The organism is Bradyrhizobium sp. CB82, from assembly GCF_029714405.1.
Taxonomy (GTDB): domain Bacteria; phylum Pseudomonadota; class Alphaproteobacteria; order Rhizobiales; family Xanthobacteraceae; genus Bradyrhizobium.
Window position 1 is genome coordinate 8139867 of the sequence record NZ_CP121650.1, and the last position, 22234, is coordinate 8162100.

Consider the following 22234-nt stretch of genomic DNA (forward strand, 5'->3'; position numbering starts at 1 on the left):
CGGCATCATCATGCACACGAAGGACTGTTTCCTCAGCTACGGCAAATGGTAGGTCGAACAATCTTGACGCATGGCGCCTAAATCGCCATTGGAGCGCGCTTGAACGAACCGCGCGGCCTCTAAGAGGCCGCATTCTCTGTGATAAGCAGGATTTGAAAGCGTGAGCGTATGGCAGCGCAATCAGAGGCGAGAGGAGGATTTCGATGTTCGACGCTAAAGACTACCGCGTGTGTTGCCACCACTTCGTCACGCCGACCGACCGCGTTGTCTATCCGGCGCAGGAGCCCTTACTGACCTACTCTGAGGCCCTCCGGCACGTGCAGGCCGAGCGGGCCAAGGGCCACATGGTGGCCTGGGTCATCGACCGCGCGGGAGCAAGCGCGACCGAATGAAATTGGTGGTTCGAAGGTATTCGTCCGAGGTTGATTGACCGCTAGCCAGTGTGCGGCGCTTGTCGACATCAATGTTTCATCCATTCGGTTCCGATCGGGGAAGCTGAAGGTGTCGAAGCTTTAGCAATCCACAAGAGAAATCGACCGTCAATGAGAATGCTCGGCTTACGCCGGAGGTCGAGAGCGCATTGTTCGGCTGCGGGGAGACGCCGGAGGCCGCCGCACGAGCCGCAGGCGTCTGCCCGCGGACCGTTCGGAAGTGGATTGATCGGTATTGCCGCGACAGCCTAAGGGGACTGAGAGATCGCTCATCGTGTCCGCATCGTCTGCGCAGCTCGACGCTCCAGGCCGTGATCGACCGAATCGAGGCTCCGTGCCGTTAGCCCATGCCAGGCAAGCAGATTGAAGGAGGTCGGGTCGGCGGCGACGGTGAGCCGGGTGCTGCAACGCCTCGGCCTCAACAAGCTCAAGCCACTGGAACGCCGCCCCGGTGCGCCGCTACGAGCGCGAGCATTCCAGCGAGCTCATCCATATCGAGTTAAGAAGCTCGGCAGGTCGTGAGGCCCGGCCACCGCATCACCCGGGATCACCAGAAAGGCGAAAGCCGCGGCGGCACGAGTTCGTCCATGTCGCGATCGATGATGCCTCGCGCCTACCCTTCTCCCAGATCCGGCGTGATACGAATTTGTTGCTCAGGAAGAGCAAGAGGAATCGGCCTTGGTTTCGAGGGAACAATACGTGTCGGCGGTTTCGAGGGGCTTATTCCCGCGATATCTGATCGTAGGCGCCCTCACGGGCCACTTTTCGGGTTAGGCCCGGGGTGAGGCTCGTCAGCTTTTCGACAGCTAGCCTGCGTACAATTCAGTTTGAAGCTAGCGGCGCGTGGTAGGGACAGCGCTCCCCATCGTGTGTGGGCCCCCGGAGCGCCGAGTCACGTCGCCGCTAACTTCACCTGATCGTCTGACGTTAGGCACGCAACGACCTTCCTGAATCAGGACTCTCGCTCAAGCAGGCTTACGAAATATTTTCAAAACCCATTGTTAGCTTAGCCCAGCGAAAAGCTCTGCTTGCGTTCAAGAGGCGCAAAACTCTAGTTCCGGGCGGTCCAAACTTCGGTCTCGCTGCAACTTCGGACGGACTCTAACTTCTTCCGGAGGAAATAAACAGCGGCAGGTCAGCGCCAGCTAAACTTGCCGATGGTGATGTTGATGGCAGATGCTATGTCTGTTAGCCCGCATTTCTGATGATGCTGACGGGATTATAACAACACCATAGGATCGAGCCCGACGCTCCCTTCGAGCTAGCGGTTTGCGGTCGTAACCGGGTCGACCTTCGGCTCAGGGAGCGGGCCGCGAGACACCCAATCAGTGCCATGGAGAAAGGCGGTGATCAGGAGCGCTCCGTGAGTCCCCGCGGGAGGGATATTACGCCGCGATAAGCTCGCTGAGCATGTAGGTCGCGCCTTTGCCGTAGGATGCGAGCTTTGCGCTCATTTCAGCGTTCGCCGTGACGGGCCCAAAACCGAAACGTTCCCATAGCGGCCGCGTGGCGTAGATCGAGACGAGCGCGAGAGCCGAAACGTCTGACGCGCGCGCGAGTTTCTCGATTGTCGCGACATAGTCGCGAGCCACACCACCGCGTGCATGGGGCAACACCGCGATGTCGTGCACGTAAAGGCAGTCCGCATCGTTGGGCAATCGCTCGAGCAAGGCGTCGAGCGGCGGGATCCAATGTTTCTTCCAGGGATGAGCGAGCCCGTAGCCGACGATCGCTTCGTCCGCGGCGAGCACGCGGCAGCCATCGGAACAAAGCCGGATCTTTTCCGCGAACACCTCGGGGCGCTCGAACAGATCAGGATGAATGCGCGCCGCGATCGCGCTGATCGCAGCAAGATCCGAAGCGCGGGCGGGACGCCAATTTGGCTTGCTCATATCGGTCCGTTGTTCTGTCTCATGCTTCCAGTTTATTCCGTCGCGACGATGCACGCAGCGAAAACTATCTCTGCCGCTGTCTCAGAAATACCCCGCACTCGACAGCGCATCGTGATTTAGCTTAAGTGCCGCAGCCGGCGGAAACTTAGGGTAGTCGGAGCGGTCGCGACGCCCCCTACCCAAAATGCTTTTTGTCCGATCATGCAGGCATAAAAGCGCTTGATCAAAGCCAGCAATCGTTGTCGCCTTTGACCTTACTAGCAGTCCATTCGATCAAGCGACTAGCGGGCCAAGTCAACTGGGACAGGGAGCCGCGTTCTGTCCAACTTGGTCGAATTGCATAAACGCGACCAGACGCGCGGTGTAGCCAATTCCCAACTATTGAGGCTCCTACGGCTTCCAGTCAGCTTCGTCGCAACACTTGAAGTAGACCGCGCTACGCCGCTCGTACTGGCTGAAAAAGGGCACGAAGGTGAGGTCAGCGGGGCGAGTGCCGCGTTGCGCTCGGAAGAGAAGGCGATCCGAAACCACCGGCTCAAAGGCCCTCGATTCCTCTTTGCCCACAAACACAGGCTCGACTCCGCTCCATTCCGTATCCGTAGAGCCGAGATCCGCGGCCAATACGAGGGGGCCGTACATGGCGGCGACCACATCCTGAGAACCTCCAGCCGTCTCGAAGCGCAGTTCCAGTGGCAGATTGAGGCAGACCACGTCGCCCTTTTTCCACCTCCGGGTAATCACGGCATAGCCATTTACGGGCTTAGAAGGTACGGCCTCACCGTTTACTCTGATATCAGCGCGCCCATTCGCCCAGCCAGGAATGCGTAGTGCCACCGCGAATTTGTCGAGCTCCACTGCAGCGAGTGTGAGCTTGATCTCAGATTTAAAGGGATACTCGGTTTCAAGAGTAAGTGCGACGCCTTTGGTTTGCCATTGTGCAGCGGAAGGGATGTACAAATTCACGAACAGCGTGTCCTCCCCTTCCCAGAAGATAGAATCGCCGTGCTTCGCGTGGCTTTCCATTCCAGTGCCAACGCAGCACCAGAACACTTCCTCATTCGGACCTGAATATCTGCGCGCCACACCAGTCCTCATCGGCATATAATAGGCAAAACCGTCCGTCTCTGGGTTATGGGCCGCCATGACGTGATTGAGATGCGCGCGCTCGTAATAATCGAATAGCGCGCCATTCGGCGCCCAGGAATAGAGGTGTCGTGTGAGCTTGAGCATGTTGTAGGTGTTGCAATGCTCGCACGTGGAGTCCATGAGGTGTCGCGCGGTCGTATCGGGCTCGAAGAAATACTCCCGTTCGGCGTTCCCCCCTATAACATAGCTGTGGTGCCGCGTTACGCGCTCCCAGAAGAAGCGAGCCGCATTGCCTGGCGTATTTTTGCCGGAAAGCTCATGGATGCGCGCGAAACCGACCACCTTGGCGATCTGTGTGTTGGCGTGCATGTAGGCAAGGCGGTCCTTGCGCGCGACTAAAGGATCGAAAAGCTTGCGGTCACAGATGCGTTCGGCGATCGTGAGCCAGCGCTGATCGCTCGTGCGCGCATATAGCTCGGCGTAGCTCTCGTTCAGGCCGCCAAACTCGCACGAAAGCAACTTCTGCATTTGCTCGTCGGTCAGCGCATCGAAGACTTGCGCGACGTAGCCGCCAAGCATAATGGCGACCTCAAGCGCTGTCGCATTACCCCAGGCCGCATGGACGTCCAAAAGCCCCGCTAGTGTCTTATGGACGGTGTAGAGCGGGACCCACGAACCGTTGACATTGAACGGTTGCGGTTCGATTTCGCCGCGCCCGATCTGTTCAAATACCTCTTGACCATCCACAATCCGGCCGTTCTTTGTCCTTCGGCCGAGTGCACCGACATAGCCGTCCTTACGCTTCGATTGGCAGAGCGCGATCTCGTCGACGATGTAATCGGCCCGACGGCGACACTCGCCGTTACCGGTCTGCTGCCAGGCGAGCACGAGAGCGCTCATATAGTGGCCGAGGGTGTGTCCGGCTATCGTGTCTGACTCCCACCCACCATAGATCGGCGCCTTCGGCTTGAGACGCGCGTATTTGCGGTAATTGTGCAGTAGACGATCCGGGCTAAGCGAGAGTAGGAAGTTGATGTTGCTTTCGACTGCGGTCGCATAGTGTGAAGGGCGAAGGCGCACATCGGTCAGCGGCAGTGGATTGGCCTGCAGTGGAAATTTGAACGCGGCCGTCGCGGCGCCCGTCCGGACCGCACCGCAAAATGCCGTCGTCGCCACGCCCATCATCCATTCACGTCGATTGTTTGTCATTGCGGCGAATCTCGTTACCAGCTGAACTGCGTTTGCGACCATATTGGGCGCTATTCCAAAAAAAACTTTGAGATCGCATCAAACGCTCCGATGTGCGTTTTCCCAGGGTTGCCTTTTTGCCAGGCTCATCCGAGACGACACCGTGGATGAGCAAACAGCGTGCCGCTTTTTTACGTAGACCGTTTCTCGGCTGGCTGTTGATGCAAGTGCGCGCTCGATAAGCTCATTTTCCTCATTGCTTTCAATCAAACTAGATGCGTCGGTCATAGCGATCAACTGGCCGCCCGTGATCGAGCGTATGCCGGCAGTGACGTCTCGCTGGTTCACTGTGTCCGAGTTCAGACGCGCGGGGTCATCGGCATTCACTCTAACGTCATCTAGACGACATCCACATCTCAAGCCAAAGCCGATGTGCATTGCGCCTCGTTGGCATAATTTCTGCAGGTACCCGGGGACGATCAAGGCTTTCTGTGCTCCAGAAGCAGATGCGTCAGCCCAAGAAGCCAAGCGCTGACGCAACGTCTGTTACGTTCGACATGCCCGCGGTATCCGGCACAAGAGGACAGCTGACCATCATGCATAAGCTCGGCGTCATGTATAAGGTGGGCGCTTTGATGATTGCGCTCTTAGCTTAGCAGGAGGCGGCTGCCGTGAACGGTTCGAAAGGCAACACGGAAGACGAGGTTCTGCGTCGTTCTGATTACAATCGAGCGCTCACGATAAACGATCAGTACGCCAGACTGATGATCGATACTCCGGAGGTCGCGTTCTGGCTCGCAGATGGTGCGCAGTTCGCGTATCGATTGGCGAGTAACGGCAAGCGCCAATTCATACTCGTGAATGTTGCCGACGGCAGAAAACAGCCAGCTTTCGATCATAAGAAGCTAGCTGCTGCGCTGAACCGCGTAGGCCAAAAAGACTGTAATGCCGATGATCTGCCATTCGACCATTTTGAGCTCGCTGACGATGGTGGCAGAATAACTTTTCAGATTGAAGACACCACTTGGAGCTGCGAGCTTGTAAACTACGCTTGCTCAAGCGAGACAAAGCTTTCCGGAATCGACCAGCAGAGCCCGTACGATGATACGCCATCTTCTGAAAATGATCCTAACAGGACAAGCGTGTCGCACGACGGGAAATGGCTCGCCTATGTCAACGATTTCAATCTATTCTTGCGCAGCAAGGAGGGCTCGAAGGACATCCCTTTGACTTGGGACGGATCTGAAAGCAACTATTATGCTTTTTCGACGTTGAGTTGGTCCCCAGACTCGCGTCGCCTCGCAGCTTACCGCATCCGCCCGGGCCAAAATCGGGAGATTCATTACATCCAATCATCCCCAAGCGACCAGCGCCAACCGAAGCACGGGACGATGACATACCCGAAGCCCGGCGATGCTCTGGCATTGCCACAGCCGGTGCTTTTCGACGTCGGTGATCATCGCGCGATAGCAATCGACAATGCGTTGTTCCCAAATCCCTATGGCCTGTCTCCCATCCAGTGGTGGAAGGACAGCCGCGGATTCACCTTCGAGTACAATCAACGGGGCCATCAGCTTTATCGTCTCGTCGAGGTCGAAGCGGCTACAGGCACCGTGCGAACTCTCATCGATGAGCGCAGCAATACATTCATTGATTACCAGCCCCTAAAAATGGACCCGTTGAAGACAGGCAAGACCTTCCGCTACGACGTTGAGGACGGGCGGGAGATCATCTGGGCCTCCGAACGCGACGGATACGAGCATCTGTACCTATTCGATGGACGTACTGGCGAGCTTAAAAACCAGATCACGCGTGGAGCTTGGGTAGTCCGTTCCGTCCATTACGTAGATCCTATCAAGCGCCAGATTTGGTTCAGTGCAAGCGGGATGAATAAAGGAGAAGATCCCTATTTCGTCCACGCCTACCGCATCAACTTCGATGGCACGGGACTAACGTCGCTCACGCCGGAAGCGGCTAATCATCACATCGCGTTATCGCCAGACGGTCGCTACTATCTAGACTTCTACTCACGGAGCGATATCCCGCCGCGCCTAATCTTGTACCGAACCATTGACAACTCGGCGGTCGTGAAGGTCGAGAGCGCCGATATTTCCGCGCTCGTAGCTGCTGGCTGGCAGCCGCCACTGACGTTCCATACGAAGGGGCGAGACGGCGAGACCGAAATATGGGGGATTATTCATCTTCCGATCAACTTCGACCGAAGCCGCCGATATCCGGTCATTGAACACATTTACGCCGGCCCGACCGGTTCTTTCGTTCCAAAGTCTTTCTCGACCCTTGTGGAGCCGCTCACACAGCTTGGATTTGTCGTCGTTCAAATTGATGGAATGGGCACGAACAACCGGTCGCGTGCGTTCCACGACATTGCCTGGAAAAACCTGAAGGATGCCGGCTTTCCCGACCGGATCTTGTGGCACAAGGCGGCGACCGCGACGTTTTCGTGGTACGATATCTCGAACGTCGGCATTTTTGGTGGCTCGGCGGGCGGTCAAAGCGCGGTGAACGCACTGCTCTTTCATTCCGATTTTTATAAGGTGGCCGTCGCCGACAGCGGCTGCTACGATAATCGTATGTACCACATCTGGTGGAGCGAACAGTGGATGGGGTGGCCGGTCGGCATTGAATATTCGCATTCTTCCTCCGTCGACAACGCTCACAGATTGCAAGGTAAGTTGCTGCTCATCGTGGGCGAATTGGACCGCAACGTCGATCCGTCCTCTACATTCCAACTGGCCGACCGACTTATCCGGGCAGGAAAATACTTCGACATGCTTGTGGTCCCAGGCGCGGATCACGGAACGCCCGGGACTTACAAAGTTCTCAAGGTCCTGGACTTCTTTGTTCGGAATATCCTCAGACAGACACCGCCTGATTGGAATGACCCATCCATTGACGTCCTAAAGGGCCAAGAGGCTCGATCATCGTGCGAAGAGCCACCACGCGAGGCTGCTGAGACCTGCAAAACTGAGTCGAGAAGAGGCTTCTACGCCATCAGCATCGAATGTAGGCGACGACTTCCAATGGGAAATAGAATCTGTTGTCAAGTAGCTGGCCCAGAGCGACTTGACAGCCCTTCGGAAGGGCCGTCGTGACGCTGCCAAGCTTTCGATCACGCCACAAAAACCATTGGAGCGTCAGCGAACGCGTTCCAGAGCGCGCTGGTCAACGACAGCCACGGCTGTCCCGCAGCTTGGATGGACGGCAGCGGTTTTGTGCATGCCTTTGGGGCGTCCACAACGACACGGCGGGCATGGTCTATGCCTCAACGCCCACGGTTCGGAACAACTCATTGACGACCCCGCAGCCGGATCACGTCCTCGGTTGTCAGCACAGGCTTTGCCTATCTCCACCCGTATTACATAAACAGCAGTAACAGCATCTTTCTGTTTCTGCGCGGTTCACGACATCGGGCTCAAACATGCCGCAGCCAGTCTGCCGCAAAGCACCAGTACAAAATTCCCCAGCCAGTACTCATTGAATGCCTTAAAAAAGAGCGGCCGAGTGGCTGTCCGCTCCCTCAGGGGGAATGCCGGCGTATTGTGGGCTTGGATCGCAATTTCCGGAGCCGACTAGCGATAGCGACTTCGCTTCTTTCGAGCAGGATAGAAATCCGCCTTGGGGTTTCGTTTTTTGAAGCGAGTTCGAGAAGGCGCTTCTCGTCTTCTTTGCTCCACGGCCTAGAACAATTCCTTGGCATGCTTCACTCGCGTCGCGTATTTCGTGAATTGACCATGTCAGGGCACTGATCAATCGGATACTAGCATTGCGGCCCCGAAGATAATCGGCGTAGAGGGGCTGTCATCTGCCGTCTTTCTGCTCGATTGGCCTCCGGTGAGACGAACATCTTTGCCGGGGTTGCTTTCGTCGCCATCTTTTCGATGACTTACGGGGTGAGCCGTAGGTCAAGCGAAGAGCAAACGTTCCTAGAGCGAGTGCGATCTTTTCGAGAACTTTGATTAACAGGCGGCGCATTCCAACATTCAACCTATGAGCGTATTTGTGAATGCTTACCTGAAAGGGAAGTTCCGGACGATGAGTGAAGCTTGTCGAGTCATCCACACTCTCCTCCTCCAGTGCGGCCGGATAAATGGGCGCGTCGTGTGCGCGCAAACCTCGCCCTATTGAGGGCCTTTTTGCGCTGCTTTCGTTTGTCTACTCTTCGCCGCGCAAACCCCAACCGGGAACAGAATGACGTGAGTTCTATGCCTGAAGTCGCAACCGAAAAAGCTGCCAGCGCAAAGCATCTGTTAGAGATGCCGCACGAGGGGATTACACAGCTTGGGCGCTGGCCATGGAAGTTGTCGCCAACCGCTATCGGGCATCTCCACGGATCTCGGAATCGCAGCGCGAGGATCTGCTGCTCGCAGTGGTGCGCGCTCAATTCGCGGCCATCCAGCATCTGTCGCGCTCATACTCGCGAGGCACAAATCGCCGCCGCAATGCAAGCACTCGCAAATCAGATTTCAGTATGGGCTGAGCCTCGAGATGTGACCGCGCAGCGGGGACGGCATTTTCTGATCGATCTCGATTCGTGGGCGCACATATTCCGAAACGATTTGCACAACATCCGTTTGCTCGAGCAGATCGAGGAGCGAACCGCACAGCGTCGGGCTGAACAGATCGAGGCCTTGCGGTTGGACGTCGGCGCGCAGCGACGTTGCCGATAGCGAATCGGAGCAGGGAAAGTGTCAGACCCGATCCTCAACATCCGAGATCGTGCGCGGCACGTCCGGCTGGGCATTGGCTCAGAGTATAACAGCGTTGCGGCGACCAGCGCCGCTCAAGACTGGCAGGAGATTCTGACCACGAGGTGGGATCAGTTTGGTGACAAGTTCAACGGGGTGTACAGACCGAACACTACTCGGGCCGATCTTCAAAGTTTGCTTGAGGCCGCCTCGAAAATTCTTTCCGGAGCGATCGAGACTGTAGAAGGAAAGCTGGACTTCGAGATGAAGCGGCTGCTGAGCAAGTGAGCGCAACAGCGGTCGGATAACGCCGTGTACGAAACGGCTTGAGGGCCGGCCCACGGGCTAGGGTATCTTGAGGCGCAAGGCAGCGTCGCCCCTAGGGGTAATGCGGTAGCTCCCGGATCGGCTTCCACGTTCAATCCAGCCCTTGGCCACCATGTTTAGGATGGTGCGGGGGCCAGTCGGCTCAAGAGCTCTCAGCGTGAGCTCGCGGCCGGACCGCAGCTTCTGCAACGCATCTCGCTCAGAGCTGGTCGGTAGATGGCTAGCGCGGGCGGGCATTATTTTTTCGCCCTCAGCCCGAGCTCGACCAGGCGGCGTATGCTTTCGGCGCGACTGGGCCGGTCTTCCTGATTGGCCGACCAGGTGTCTATGCGGTCCATAAGTTCATCGGGCATGCGTAACGAGCGCACCGGGTCGTTGCCCGTCGCCGGCCGTCCGCGTTTTTTAGGTATGACTCTTTTGCTTGACTTGTTCATAATTTGAGTCATACCGTAACTGCGCTTGAAAACCAAGCGGACTCGGAGCGGGCCTAACCTCAACCAAAACTGATCTGCCGGTCTCTCCTCGCCGTCTCGTCGGCCGGCCATGCCGATGCTGAAATCGAATTGCGGCGTCACGCCGCACTCGGCTGGACTCGCGAGTGCCGCACTGGTCCGCGCAGAACGGCTGATCTTTCCCAGAGAAAGTGGAGGACGGATTTGGGTGGCCTTTAGCTTCATGTCGATTGCGGCGATATATCCCAGGGCGGAATGAGCCTTGTTCGGTACAACAAGGCTCAAGAACGCCTACAGTACCGTTCTTCGCGAGGTTCCTTCTCGACATCATCCCTGGTTGCTCGCCAAGTTTGCATTCATGGAAGAGTCGATTAGGCTAATGGTGTCGCTTTCCGCTGTTCCGACCTATCGGCATCACGGCGCGCCCAGACGAGCCTGCGCGGGACCGCGTACCATCCGCATATCTCGCGGCGGTATTTTCTGCCTTTGCTTGAAGTGTGAACGGCTTAAAAGTCGGCAAAACAACTTCGCAATGAACCCTTCGAAGGTCGCCATCGTGTGATTGTCGCCTAGGCCATCGCACATTCGCGCCCTAGTCTCAAGCACTCTGCACCGCGACGCCAGTTTTCGCTGTCATTCTCCAAGTCAGATCTAAACTCCGACTCGCCGTCTCTATTTGGCGCGCCGCCTGAATGACGTCGGCGGAGCGCTGTCGCGCTGCCCGCGCCGGCGTCTCGGCAAGCGCAACTCGCTGTAGGCGCCACCTCCCGATGGACGATCGAGGTCCGTCGTCGATATCGGCCACGACCTCATGAAATGAGGCGCGCACTTTGCGCGCCTTGAGTCTAGAGGCGATTCTCCCGAGAGAGGGCGGCCACGGCATTCACTTTTTCCATATTTCCACGATTATTGAATTTGACGCCGATGCCACCCGGCACGATCATGTGGATGTGCGGATGGTGGGTCATCGCCGAACCCGACGTATGCAGCACCGCAGTGATGCGGATACCTGCGCCGAGATGCTTGGGATTTGCGGCGATGATTGTCATCCATTAGCGAACCTGAACAGGCGGTAAGCGCGCCGCAGGCAAGCGGACGACGATCTGGCTGTCCGTGATGTCGACGACTTCTTTGCGCTTCTTGCCGTCATCGTACCGCAATTCGAACGTCACTTCCGATGCAGATGGGGCAAAGGGCTCAGGCGTAAGGCTGATCCACCCCTCCCCCAAATTCAGAATGATCGGTCCATCCGCCCGGAATCGGGCGTCAAGCAGCATCAAGTCCAATCGGAGAGACTGTAGCCGCACGTGGAGCCGTCGCCGCACGCCATCACGTGGCCAGATACGCAGGGTGTGAGCGAACGTCTCCATGATGCCACCGTGACAAACCCGCCCAAAGATGGGATCGTCGGCAACGATCGTCGCAGCAGCGCGGACCGCCCCACAAAATCCCAGGTCGATTTCGCACGAGTAATACCACGTCCCGCGGTGATGCGGCTGACCGAGCCATGTGGTCCCGCTCGGCGCCGGCTCGAAGCCGCCACCGGCCGCGCCGTCATTCTCCTCGCCCGGATACCAATAGCCATGACCGGCCGACGCAGGGCCGCTGTTCAGCAAAGCCCACGCGCTGAGTTGTGACGCATAGCCGAGACGAAGGAGTGGATGCGGGTCGTCTGCATCGTTCAGGGCATGATCAAGCAGCGCCCAGCCGCCCATCTGCGCCATGTAGGTCAGCGTATAGGCGTCGCCCGCAGTCCCGCGATAATCGCTGCCCAAGTAGTAATAAGCAGGTTCCAGCCAGCCACGGCAGAACAGGTTTGCAGCGATCTGACGCTCCGCGAAGGCACGGGCTGCGGCCTTCGAAACCCCCATGGCGACAGGGTCGTCAAGGGCCGAGCGCGCCAGTGCCTGCGTTGATTCGAAGCCTGTGGAATCGAACGGATATTCCGACCCGAACAGGTCCGCCTTCGGATCGACGAAGGCGCGCACCTTACGCGCCCAGTGCGCCTCCAACGTCGCCGCCTCGCGCATCAAGCCCGCCGTCTTGAGCGCCGAAACCAGTTCGGGGATCACACATTCGTTGTAGAAGCCGGTGCGGTAGGCGGACCAATTCACCACGCGCATCGGCAGCGTGAACATGGCCAGCGCCGTACCGTAGGCGCGGACCAAATAATCTCGTGCGCTCTGGCGGGTGGGTATCGCGGGATGGTCACGCGCGATGCGGTGCATGGCCAAATACATCGCGAAGATATGCGGATAGTCATAAGGCCGCCAGATATGCAGGCGGCCCTTTGGGCCGGGATCGCTGCTTTCCCGGTTCTGCTTCCAATCGGGTATGCCGTAGAGGCCGTAGGCGTATGCCTCCTGTGTGGTACGTTGCAGCCCGCCCCAGACGAACCTATCGATATACCGGTCCAGCGCCGCCACTTCCGCCGCATCAGGATGCTCGGCATTCTTGGTCGCGAGGTAAGCGGGCTTGCTCAGCCCGGGATCGTCGCACGTCACCTCGTAGATGCGCCAGCCCTTGATCCGGTCGTAATTGTCCGGGCCAAGCAGGACCTGCGTCTCCATGTTCCACTCGCCAAACAAACCGTCGTACCATTTGGACGGGTCACGATGCTGCCGCTTCAAGATGAAGGTTGCGCGCTTCTTCATCATCGTCTCGACGGGCTCGGTAGCGAAGAATTCAAGAAAGGTCTGGCGCGCACCCGCCTGGTGCAGGGTCAGCCGGTTCTCGCCCAATCGCGAAAACCGGACCCGCCACAGTCGCCTGCCAGCCCGATCCGGCAACCGTTGCACCACCGTGTCGCCGGTAAATTCCGCTTCGATTCGCTCCACCGGAATGGAGGACGCGAGCGCGATGTCGACATGCAGGTCGTTGGGAACCGTCATGCCCGGAATTACTTCCACGTCCACCAGACCCGCGTCCGCGATAGCCCTGCGCGCCGCCTCATAATCGGCAACCCACTGGAAGCGAAGACGGTAACGCCGTTCCTCGGCCGGCGACAGGGACAGGGAATGGGTCGGCTGTCGCCAGCGAGCCCCGCCCGCCACTGCCTCGCCCGCCGCCGCCCCACCCAAGATGTAGGCGCACCACGTCCCACTGGCTTCGGCCGAATCCTTGTGGACATCCCAATATTCCAGTGACGTGTCCGCTTCCGGTAAGAGCATGAGGAAGGGACCGGTGCTGTTGCCGCGAATCCAGAAGATGTGCGATCCATGCCCCGAGACGAAGCTGTGCTTTAAAACAGCCATCGACACCGGTTGCCCTGCCGGAAATTCGGTGTTCATCGGCATGGGCAAATAGAGGTCGCCAACCTCCACGCTCGCCATGCCGTCGTTCCGCAGCATGATCTCCCACGTCAATCCAGCCTCCTCGACTGCGAGGCGGGTCGTGAGAAGTACGCCGGCATCGCGGGCTGCTAGTTCAAGGGCCGCGCTATGCATCGGCTTCGTTGCATCAACGCCGGTTCGAAGCGTATGCCACTCGGATCCGGCACGCCGAACTCTAGCGTGAGCCGTCCCCAGCACGGCTCCAGGCAGGATATAATCCGTGTCATACGTATCGTTACGATAACGCAACGAGGTAATGCCGTCTTGTGTGCACCCAACGACGAAGGGAGCGTCGGCCGCCTTCAACACCATGGCAACCTTGCGTTGCGGCCGATTGGGTGTAGGCACCGTAACGCCCCCGAACAATGCGCTACCCAGGAAGCTACTGCCCAACAGCATCGTACGACGCGTATACGTCCAGACTTTAGACATGCCTTTGGTCTTCGTCATTATCGTATCCGGTATTGCCCCATACGGATGATCAAGGCGCGCCGTTTCTCGCCGTAAACGTCAACGCGACAAAGCGACATACGTTCTCAAGTACCGAGTGTTCGGTCGGCAGCGCTTCGTCACCATCGGTCCTCACGGTGCCCTTGGACACCGGACCTTGCACGCAAGGAGGCCAAGCGGCTTGTCGGCCTGGTTGTCAGTGGCAAAGACCCGGTCGACGACAAAGCCACGGCGCGCCTGAGGCATCCATATAACGACCATGACCCCAGCTTCAACCCAATCACGCTGAAGCCGCCAACGACGTCGATTATCCAATCCCCCTAGGCGATTGCCTTGCCATCCGCGCTCGCGCCGTCTCCGCAACCCCGCCCAGCTCCGACGACGCGAGCGCTACCAGCAGAGCACGCAGATCAAAGGGAGCCTTTTGGACGCCGATGGGGGTCCCATTCCAGTGCCGATTGACAATCGAGTATCCATCGTCGACGCTTTGCTGATGATGCTGCCGATGACATCGCTGCGAAGGTCGATCATGTGAGGCGACATTCTGCTCTCTCGACATTACTCATCGACAAGTCGCCGGGATGCATAGGTATATTCCAGGGCCGCCTTTCGTGCATGTTCGATGAGATTGGCGGCGGCGCCATGTCCCCCGTCAATATTCTCATAGTAAAAATAGGGCTGACCTAGCTCGGCGAGCCTCGCGGCTGCCTTACGGCCATGCGCTGGATGCACACGGTCGTCCTTGGTGGAGGTGAGAATGAAGGGCGCGGGATAGGTCTTGCCCGACACCAACTTATGATAAGGCGAGTAGGCCTCGAGCCACTCGCGCTGTTCAGGGATGGCGGGGTCGCCATACTCACCGATCCAGGAGGCCCCCGCGCCCAGTTTGGTGAACCGAAGCATGTCGAACAGCGGCACCTCCACTACGGCGGCATTGAAGAGGTCGGGTCGTTGGGTGATTGCGGTCCCCACCAGCAGGCCTCCTTGGCTGCCGCCAGATACGCCCAACCGGCGGGGAGAAGTGATCTTCCTCCGGATCAGGTCCTCTGCGACGGCGATAAAATCATCCCATGTGCGCTGCTTCGTTGCCCCTTGGGCGGTCTGGTGCCATTGCGGACCGAACTCGCCACCGCCGCGCAGGTTCGCGACGACATATGCATTGCCCTGCTCGAGCCAGAGTCGTCCCATAAGGCTCGCATAAGAAGGCAAAAGCGGAACCTGAAATCCGCCATAGCCATAGAGAAGGGTTGGGGTAGATCCGTCAAACTTGGCGCTCTTGGGCCGTATCAGAAAGTAAGGAATGCGGGTGCCGTCGCGCGAAGTTGCCTCGAACTGCTCCACGACATGTTTCGATGCGTTAAACCTCGGAGGTGTCGCCTTCAGTGTCTCGAGACGTTCGGTCGCGGCGTCGAAGTACCAGAGCGACGTCGGCATCAGAAAGCTGGAAACGCTGAACATCATCTCATCCGATTCATTCGATGCGGCAGTCAGACCGACACTCGCGTTCTCCGGGAGCGGGACCGGAGTGGCTCGCCAGGTGTCCTGATCATACTTGTAGACGAATGCCTTGCTCTGAACATCGTCGAGGATCGTCAGGATCAATAAGTTCCTGGTAACGCCGAATCCGCTGAGCGCCTGCCGAGGCCCGGGTTTGAAGACGAGCGTGGGGCTGGCACGCAGCGGATCCCGCTTCCATTCGGCCAAGTCGTACGAGATGAACGAGCCAGCCGCGAAGCCGGTGTCGCCGTAAGGCGGCGTCCAGTCTTCTTTTAGCATCACGAGCAGGCGGCCACTGACAATGCCGCCGATGCTCGCCTTTTTCGGCAGATTGAGCTTAATCGGCAGCCTGGGCCCAAAGAGCACATACTCATGCTCGAACGCGCTGATGCTGCGCACGGCGCCGGTCGCGTGGATTGTTCCTTCACTGTCGCGCAGCACGAATGGTGCGGCTTGAACATCGGTCGGCTCGCCGCGAAAACCCTCGCGCGCTTCACCGAGTGACTGACCGCGCTTGAGCTCCTTCACGACGAAAGGGTAACCGGAGGGCGACATGGTCCCTTCGCCCCAATCTCGTGCAATCAGGATCGTCTCGACATCTACCCAGCTGACGTCCTGCTTTCCCTCCGGAAGATCGAAGCCATTCGTGACGAAGGCCTTGGCGTCGCGGTCGAATTCGCGCACGAATACGGCATCTTTGCCGCCCTCGGAAAGTTCGACTAGACACAGACGCTCTTCGGGCGGTAGGCAGCTTCCGCCTCGAAAGACCCAATTTTTCTTCTCCGCGTCCGCCAGAGCATCAATGTCGAGCACGGTCTCCCATTGCGGGCTCTGGGTGCGATAGCTTTCAAGCGTGGTACGCCGCCAAACTCCGCGCACCTGTTTCTCGTCTTGCCAGAAATTGTTGAGACCGCCCCGGCCCAATGAAACGTACGGAATCCGGTCATTGGCCTGAAGGATGTTGAGCGCCTCCTCGTAGAAGCGCTGATAGCGGGGATCCGATTGAAGCGCACCAAGTGTCTTGTCGTTCTCGGCGCGAGCCCAAGCCAATGCGCCCGGCCCTTCGATCTCCTCTAGCCAAAGGAAAGGATCGTCCGCTTCCGTAGCAGCCGCCACCGTGTGGGGCAGTGCCGCGGAGAACAAACAGGTCATAGATAGCCACCCTGCGAGGAGGAGTGAATTTCTCATGGGACTTGTCCTGAACATGGCCCAGCCGGGCATTGCGCGTGTTGGGAGTTGGGCGGACGCAGACGGGAGATGTGCATTCGACTTCAAAGAGCGGACATACGGGAATCGTCTGCCGGTACCTCAACGGTGCAAGCCGCGTGCCGCTTCAAACTGGACGTTCTCCCGCCGCTTGGCATCGCATGCCGGCGTCAAGTTGTGGACGATGGTTTCAAAGCTGACAATTACACTGCTTGAGTCCCACAGAGCCGAGGCCGAATGACGACGATTTCGCAACTCCCGCTCTACTCTCGCGCACCTGAATGGATCTGCAGCGCGCACAACTGATCTGCCGGGCCGCATTACCTTTGGAGGGGTCCGCCCGCGCGGCATGGCGCCGCAGAAGTAGAGGAAGTCTCGCGCGCACAGCGAGGGAGCAGGCAGGGGATGCTTGTCCGGACTTCGGCATCGAACCTTACACGCAGTTAACTAACGTCTAGGCCGAGCGCTTCATTCAGAACGTGTTTGGATGCAGGGACCATTGCGACGCAAGGCCAGTCCCTCGATCAGCACCACAGCGCGTTGTTTGTGCGTCTCGATCCGCGACGTGGACGGTAGGCGGCTCGCTCCTGCGATCATTTCGCGCGGCCCTCTCGAATGAGTCTCCTTTCGGCGCATACTTACGTCTCAATATTCCCCCTCCTCGACGTAAAAGTACATTTGATGGGAGATCGGCAGCCGACTTGCGCTCGGTCTTCGCTTGATCCCATAGCACCTGGCGAGCGGTCTCAAGGAACTAGGCGCTGAGCGCATCGTCGCGTGGCAAACGACTTTTTTGATCTTGCGTCATCGTAACGTGTTCTGTGCAGAGTTGCGAGCATTCGGGTGAGCGATCTTGCTCGCCTGCAGCTCAGTACCGAGATCAACCACGCTGCAAGATCAAGTCTACACTTCTACATGTTCTCGCAACCCGACCTTGCAAGTTATCGCCGCCCGCCCCGTGTATGCGACCTGCTGGTTTTGATAGGTTGTCTCCCGGAGCTTCACATGAGAGAGCTGTCGCCGTCGAGGCTACAAACCTGAGCTATGGCTTACCAACTACGTGCCAGACGATATGCGCGCTGCAGCCCTCGCACCCCAAGTAAAAGGACCATCGCATGACTAACGCGCAAGCGCACCTTCAGGAGGGATCCGGGCCCAATCCAACAGGCGCTCCACTTCCGGCAGTGGCACCTCCGACCATCAAGTGGCCGAAAGCTCCTTTCCCGAACGACAGCGCTTTTTGCGGCTGGCTGGCTGGGCCGGCCGGCCTACGTTGTTTGAGCCAGACCTCAGACAAGGAGCGGGCAAATTAAAAGGCAATGCTCAAGGCCTACCTGAGGATACGCGATCTCGCACTGTTCAATCCCGTGGCTAATGGCTCTTCAGTATCAATTGGCGACAGCTATATCCGCCCCTTTAATCATCAGAGTCTTGAAAGCTCCCTCATCAAGACGTCTGAACAATGGTTCTTCGTCATCCGGGAGCGCCTGCGATCGGAAGACCATTTGGGCGTCACATTTGCTGTCGCAACCAACGTGTCTGACGATTACTTTCGTCGGTGCTATCAGGAGAATCTGAACTGGCCTCTCGACTTTATTATAATTGAGGCGGCGCGCAGCGGCGGCCGACTGCGTGTAAGAGCTGGCCTGTTGGGCAGCCTGCCGATCTACTTCTGCGTTGAGGAGCGCACTCGCTCGGTTGCGCTCTCCTGGGATTCTGTTGATCTAATGCGTGAGTCGCGTGCAATTGACGCAGAACTGATCGCGCATCATCTGACGATGAAAACGTACTACTCTGCAAGACAAGCCTGCCTCGGCGTTAACCTCCTAACAGCGGGCGCGAGCCTATACGTTGATACGTCGGACACACTGTTTGAGTACGGCTCGAGACCGTCACCATCTTATGCATGCGCTGGATTGACGACAATCGAAGCGCTTCGTCAGTTTAATCAATTACTCAGCGAGGTTGTTGTTTCGCGGCCAATCAAACTTGGTGAAAGTGCCGCGGAATTGAGTGGAGGAATGGACTCTGCTTCCGTCGCGATGGCTGTCCGCGAGGGCGCCGGATCGTTAACGTGTGGGGGAATTCTACTCGATGCGGAGAGTAGTCCCAAGCAATCTGATAGACGCAACAGTATTTTGGCCGCACTGAACTGCCGAGATCACGCAATCGAAATGAACGACCACATGCCCGCGATTGATCTGAATCTCGACTCAAAACACCATTTGCCACTTGTTTCGGAATATTATCTCGAGGCGTTCGAGGCGCTTTGGGGCAGATTTCGCAATGAGGGCTGCAAGATAATTTGGTCCGGTATAGGAGGAGATGAGCTTTTCTTCCGCTACTCGGGCGAGGAAGATGAAGCAGATTCCCCGTCGTCACGTTGCTTCGAAGTTGCGGTTGGACTTGCGGAAGGCCTGCTAACGAGACGCGGCCTTGATGCTGCTCGTTCGACTTTCCTATTTAGCGCGCCGCTTGGCGTGACGGCAGCAACGACTCTTCTGGGTAAGCTTTGTCATGCTCGTCCTCTCGCAAAGCGAGGACTGTGGCCCATTACTCCGCTGGGTGATCCGCGATTGATCAACTTTTCAGCGACCCTTCCACTCGAATTTCGAGCAGACAAGCACATGCTTCGTCTTTACTTACGTAACCGTACCGACGCAGAGGTGTTTCCGCGAGACTATACTAAGGAGAGCTTCGAGCTCGTATTGCCGAGGGCGATTGCCGCGCGGGCGGACACACTTGCATTCCAGCTAAATACTTGTGCATTAGCGGATTTGGGGTTGGTTTCGCGGGAATCGGTCATGACGCTTCTGAATGAAGTGGTAACGAAGGGCACATTTGTTGCGACGAGTGCCTTGGCTCGCTTTATATGGGCGGAGCGTTTTGCCCGGCAACTTGGTTGAGCTTGTCCGCCAGACGCGACGATGTTGAAAGCAGAGGCTGAAAGTTGATGATGCTTGGCTCATTACGATCCTGGTCTGAGACCGGTAAACTCGACCATTTTCAGCCAGCGGCTTGGTCGAATCGCTTCGGCTGGGGAGGAGCCGACGGACCGTGAAGGCCTCAATATTTTCGGACGCGCCAGAATGCGTTCATCCTGAAGCAGGGCAGCGCTGGCGCAACGGTTTACCTTCCGCGGCACCGACGTCGTGGAAATGCTGGAAAGGGCCCCGCAAGGAAATGGGATTTCTAGCACGATCCGGCCTCGATCAAGGCAGCGAGTTGCGTGTGGGCCTACCAGCGCGGCGTCAAGGTCGACTTCTCGCGGCCCGGCAAGCCGACCGACAACGCGTTCATTGAGGCCTTCGGCCGCTTCCGGGCCGAACGCCTCAACGTCCACTGGTCCTGTCCTTTGCGGAGGCCAGGAAAAAGTGGAGACTTGGCGCAAATAGTATAACGAAGAACGGGCCCCCGGGGCGATCGGCAATCGGCGCCGATTTTGCTGCACACCCAGGTTCGCTGCAACAAGCCCGCCAACCTGACGGAAGCGCAAACCTCAGTTATGGCTGGTCCAAACTTCGGTCTCGCTGCACTTCGGGGCGGACTCTAGCTCCTTCCGGAGGAAAAAACGCAGCGGCACGTCACCGAAGCAATTAACTTTACGCCAGATCGGGCTCTCGAGCGTCCGATCGCCAACCAGTCCTGGTGGGTGCCTGCAGGTCTCTCTAGGGGTACAACTTGTCGGCACCCCAGGGCCGACATCAGGGTGCACTAGTCAGCTTTACTGGCTCAGGCGGTAAGGCTGGCCGCTCAAGTTAGCGGCGCGTGGTAGGGACAGCGCTTGTCGTACGCAACAAGCGCCGAGTCACGTCGCTACTAACTTCACCGGCAGCGCGGGCGTGGTAGGGACAGCCTTCGCTTCACTCACCGGGCGTGGGCCGAGTCACGTCCGCGCTGCCTCCGATTGGCGAAACACCATTCGCCGACGAGCTATGATGGGCACGCCCATACCCCCGGGCAAGGCTATTTCGCCCGGACGGATCCCTATTTGGCACAGAGGTTGATGTGACTGAACCGATGACGCCGCTGCAGACAATCAGCGACTGGTTCGAAAAGCAGCACGCAGAAATACAAGGCGAAATCTCTGCCGGCATGGCCTTGCTTTTGAACTTCAACGATACGGACTTTCTCGCACTCGACAACGAACAGCAAGGTGAGTTTCTCCAGCAGTGGCTGAGCGAGGTTGAATTGCCTACCCATGCGATCGTTGGTCGTGCTCTGACGTTCCGAGCTTGTTTTGAGTTTTTCGCGGAGTGCAGGTTTACGGAGCTTTGGTGGAAGCAATCCGAAAAACTATTTCGTGAAGCTCTCGAAGAGACTACAGACAACCCTCATTCTGATGTTGCGCGTTTTTCGCCAACTGCGCAGAGGCTCCTTGACGATATGCCCGCTCGAAAAAGCAGGTGGATTGAAGGCAGGCAGTCTTGGAGAGAACTCGCCGACGGAAGCCTAACACCTAGCGCTCTCAGGAAATGGATCACCTCGCAAATGCGCGGCGCCGGCAATGACGGAACGGGGTAGCGGACTTGTTGAGCGACTTGGCACCGGACATGAACGGAAAAGCTACCGCGCCGCTAGCCGTTCAGCCACGTTCTTGTTGAAACATTTGCTAACCGTTCATTCTTCAGACAAAAAGCATAGCTATGTGGAGAAGGGTGCGCCGCGCTCTTGTGATTTGCCTCACAAGGGTTCGGCAGCGATTCAGCGGCACGTGCCGAATGAGCTGAGCAGTGTTAGCCATAGTTCTGAAATGGAATAGCTGCGCATTTTGCGTCCGCCGGATGAATGAGGATATGTTGGGTGCCCCACGCCCGTCTCGTAGGACGAATCACCGGATCAGATTCTTTCCGTCACTTGCAATTCTGGTGGTTACGAGCGCGGTGTTTCGTGGGCCGAATCGCTTTCAAGCCGTCCTGCACCACTCGCGCGCAATCACGACTGCACGGAAGGAGAGCTAAAGCTTTGTGTCCACTAGCAGCAATCACCCGTTGGTTGGAGTCACAGGATCTGGACATGCAGCTCGAGATCGCGGGCTTCGCGACCTTCTTGATGTTCGGCGATGATGACGTTCTCTCACTTGGCGAATCGGGCCGGCTCGAATTCCTTCATCGATGGTTGAACGAACCGGGCTTGGCATCACCCGGAGGGCGTGCTTTGACCTTCCAAAGGTACTTCGAGTGGTTTGTTGAGGATAGAATGTCGGACGACGGATGGAAGCGAACCGAAGTCCTGATCCGTAAAATTTTGAACGACGCCAAGCGCGACCGGAAGTTCGCGGCAGCACGCAAAGCGCAAAGGATGTTAGATCTTCTGCCAGCTCGAAAGGAGAGCTGGAACCATGTCTTGAAATCCTGGAACGATTTGGCTGCGACTTACCTAACCCACGAGGCTCTTACAAGCTGGACCGCCGCCGAGAAGCGTAGTCCTGAAGGTCGTTTCAAGTACCGTCGCTCCTGTGGTTGCGCGCGGGTCGCATCCCGCGAGTGGCCGCGACGTTCTCTGCGTATATGAACGACGGTGGATTCGGCAGGATTCGCGATTCCGCTTCTGGGCCTAGAGTAACGGGATGCGATCCGAGCTCCCTCAGCGGTGTGCCGCCGCATGTACGTTGTCTTTCGGAGCGCTTAACATACACGCTCGGGTGGGGCTTGTGAGAAGCGTCGG

12 protein-coding genes and 2 pseudogenes are annotated in these 22234 nt (G+C 57.8%); 8 read left to right on the forward strand and 6 right to left on the reverse strand.

Annotation, left to right across the window (positions count from 1 at the left end):
* The first annotated feature begins 203 nt into the window (after positions 1 to 203).
* Complete coding sequence (locus QA640_RS39005; RefSeq protein WP_283037948.1) at positions 204 to 392, forward strand: hypothetical protein; 189 nt, start codon at positions 204 to 206, stop codon at positions 390 to 392.
* A gap of 1424 nt (positions 393 to 1816) precedes the next feature.
* On the opposite strand, the gene QA640_RS39010 is transcribed toward QA640_RS39005, so the two are convergent.
* Positions 1817 to 2323 carry a GNAT family N-acetyltransferase gene (locus QA640_RS39010; protein WP_283037949.1) on the reverse strand — a complete coding sequence of 169 codons (507 nt, stop codon included), beginning with the start codon at positions 2321 to 2323 and terminating at the stop codon, positions 1817 to 1819.
* Positions 2324 to 2713: 390 nt separating this feature from the next.
* Complete coding sequence (locus tag QA640_RS39015) at positions 2714 to 4618, reverse strand: glycoside hydrolase family 127 protein (RefSeq protein ID WP_283037950.1); 1905 nt, start codon at positions 4616 to 4618, stop codon at positions 2714 to 2716.
* Between the two features lie 650 nt (positions 4619 to 5268).
* Here QA640_RS39015 and QA640_RS39020 point away from each other — a divergent pair.
* The 3 genes from QA640_RS39020 to QA640_RS39030 all read left to right on the forward strand — a co-directional run bounded on the left by QA640_RS39020 (position 5269) and on the right by QA640_RS39030 (position 9591).
* Positions 5269 to 7710 (forward strand): S9 family peptidase, encoded by a 2442-nt coding sequence (locus QA640_RS39020; protein WP_283037951.1) that lies wholly within the window; start codon positions 5269 to 5271, stop codon positions 7708 to 7710.
* Positions 7711 to 8909: 1199 nt separating this feature from the next.
* On the forward strand, positions 8910 to 9095 hold the full coding sequence (locus QA640_RS39025; protein WP_283037952.1) for a hypothetical protein: 186 nt from the start codon (positions 8910 to 8912) through the stop codon (positions 9093 to 9095).
* Between the two features lie 208 nt (positions 9096 to 9303).
* Complete coding sequence (locus QA640_RS39030; protein ID WP_283037953.1) at positions 9304 to 9591, forward strand: hypothetical protein; 288 nt, start codon at positions 9304 to 9306, stop codon at positions 9589 to 9591.
* Positions 9592 to 9866: 275 nt separating this feature from the next.
* Here the strand turns inward: QA640_RS39030 and QA640_RS39035 are convergent, their stop codons facing one another.
* From QA640_RS39035 to QA640_RS39050, 4 genes and pseudogenes are all read right to left on the reverse strand, one after another.
* Positions 9867 to 10367, reverse strand: a complete 501-nt coding sequence (locus QA640_RS39035) for a hypothetical protein (RefSeq protein WP_283037954.1) — start codon at positions 10365 to 10367, stop codon at positions 9867 to 9869.
* A gap of 641 nt (positions 10368 to 11008) precedes the next feature.
* Positions 11009 to 11125: pseudogene (locus tag QA640_RS39040) on the reverse strand (transposase); the annotation flags it as partial.
* Between the two features lie 9 nt (positions 11126 to 11134).
* Complete coding sequence (locus QA640_RS39045; RefSeq protein WP_283037955.1) at positions 11135 to 13864, reverse strand: DUF5695 domain-containing protein; 2730 nt, start codon at positions 13862 to 13864, stop codon at positions 11135 to 11137.
* 558 nt (positions 13865 to 14422) lie between these two features.
* Entirely contained in the window at positions 14423 to 16513 is a 2091-nt protein-coding gene (locus QA640_RS39050; protein WP_283037956.1) for a prolyl oligopeptidase family serine peptidase, read from the reverse strand.
* A gap of 1373 nt (positions 16514 to 17886) precedes the next feature.
* Between QA640_RS39050 and QA640_RS39055 the strand changes: the two genes are divergently transcribed.
* The 4 genes and pseudogenes from QA640_RS39055 to QA640_RS39070 all read left to right on the forward strand — a co-directional run bounded on the left by QA640_RS39055 (position 17887) and on the right by QA640_RS39070 (position 22081).
* Positions 17887 to 19473: an asparagine synthase-related protein gene (locus QA640_RS39055; protein ID WP_283037957.1), complete on the forward strand. Its 1587-nt coding sequence runs from the start codon at positions 17887 to 17889 to the stop codon at positions 19471 to 19473.
* 219 nt (positions 19474 to 19692) lie between these two features.
* Positions 19693 to 19959, forward strand: a pseudogene (locus tag QA640_RS39060) (integrase core domain-containing protein); the annotation flags it as partial.
* A 616-nt stretch (positions 19960 to 20575) separates the two neighbouring features.
* The gene (locus QA640_RS39065; protein WP_283037958.1) at positions 20576 to 21091 is read left to right on the forward strand and encodes a hypothetical protein; all 516 of its coding nucleotides are present in this window, start codon (positions 20576 to 20578) and stop codon (positions 21089 to 21091) included.
* A gap of 492 nt (positions 21092 to 21583) precedes the next feature.
* Positions 21584 to 22081 (forward strand): hypothetical protein, encoded by a 498-nt coding sequence (locus tag QA640_RS39070; RefSeq protein WP_283037959.1) that lies wholly within the window; start codon positions 21584 to 21586, stop codon positions 22079 to 22081.
* The last annotated feature ends 153 nt before the right edge of the window (positions 22082 to 22234 follow it).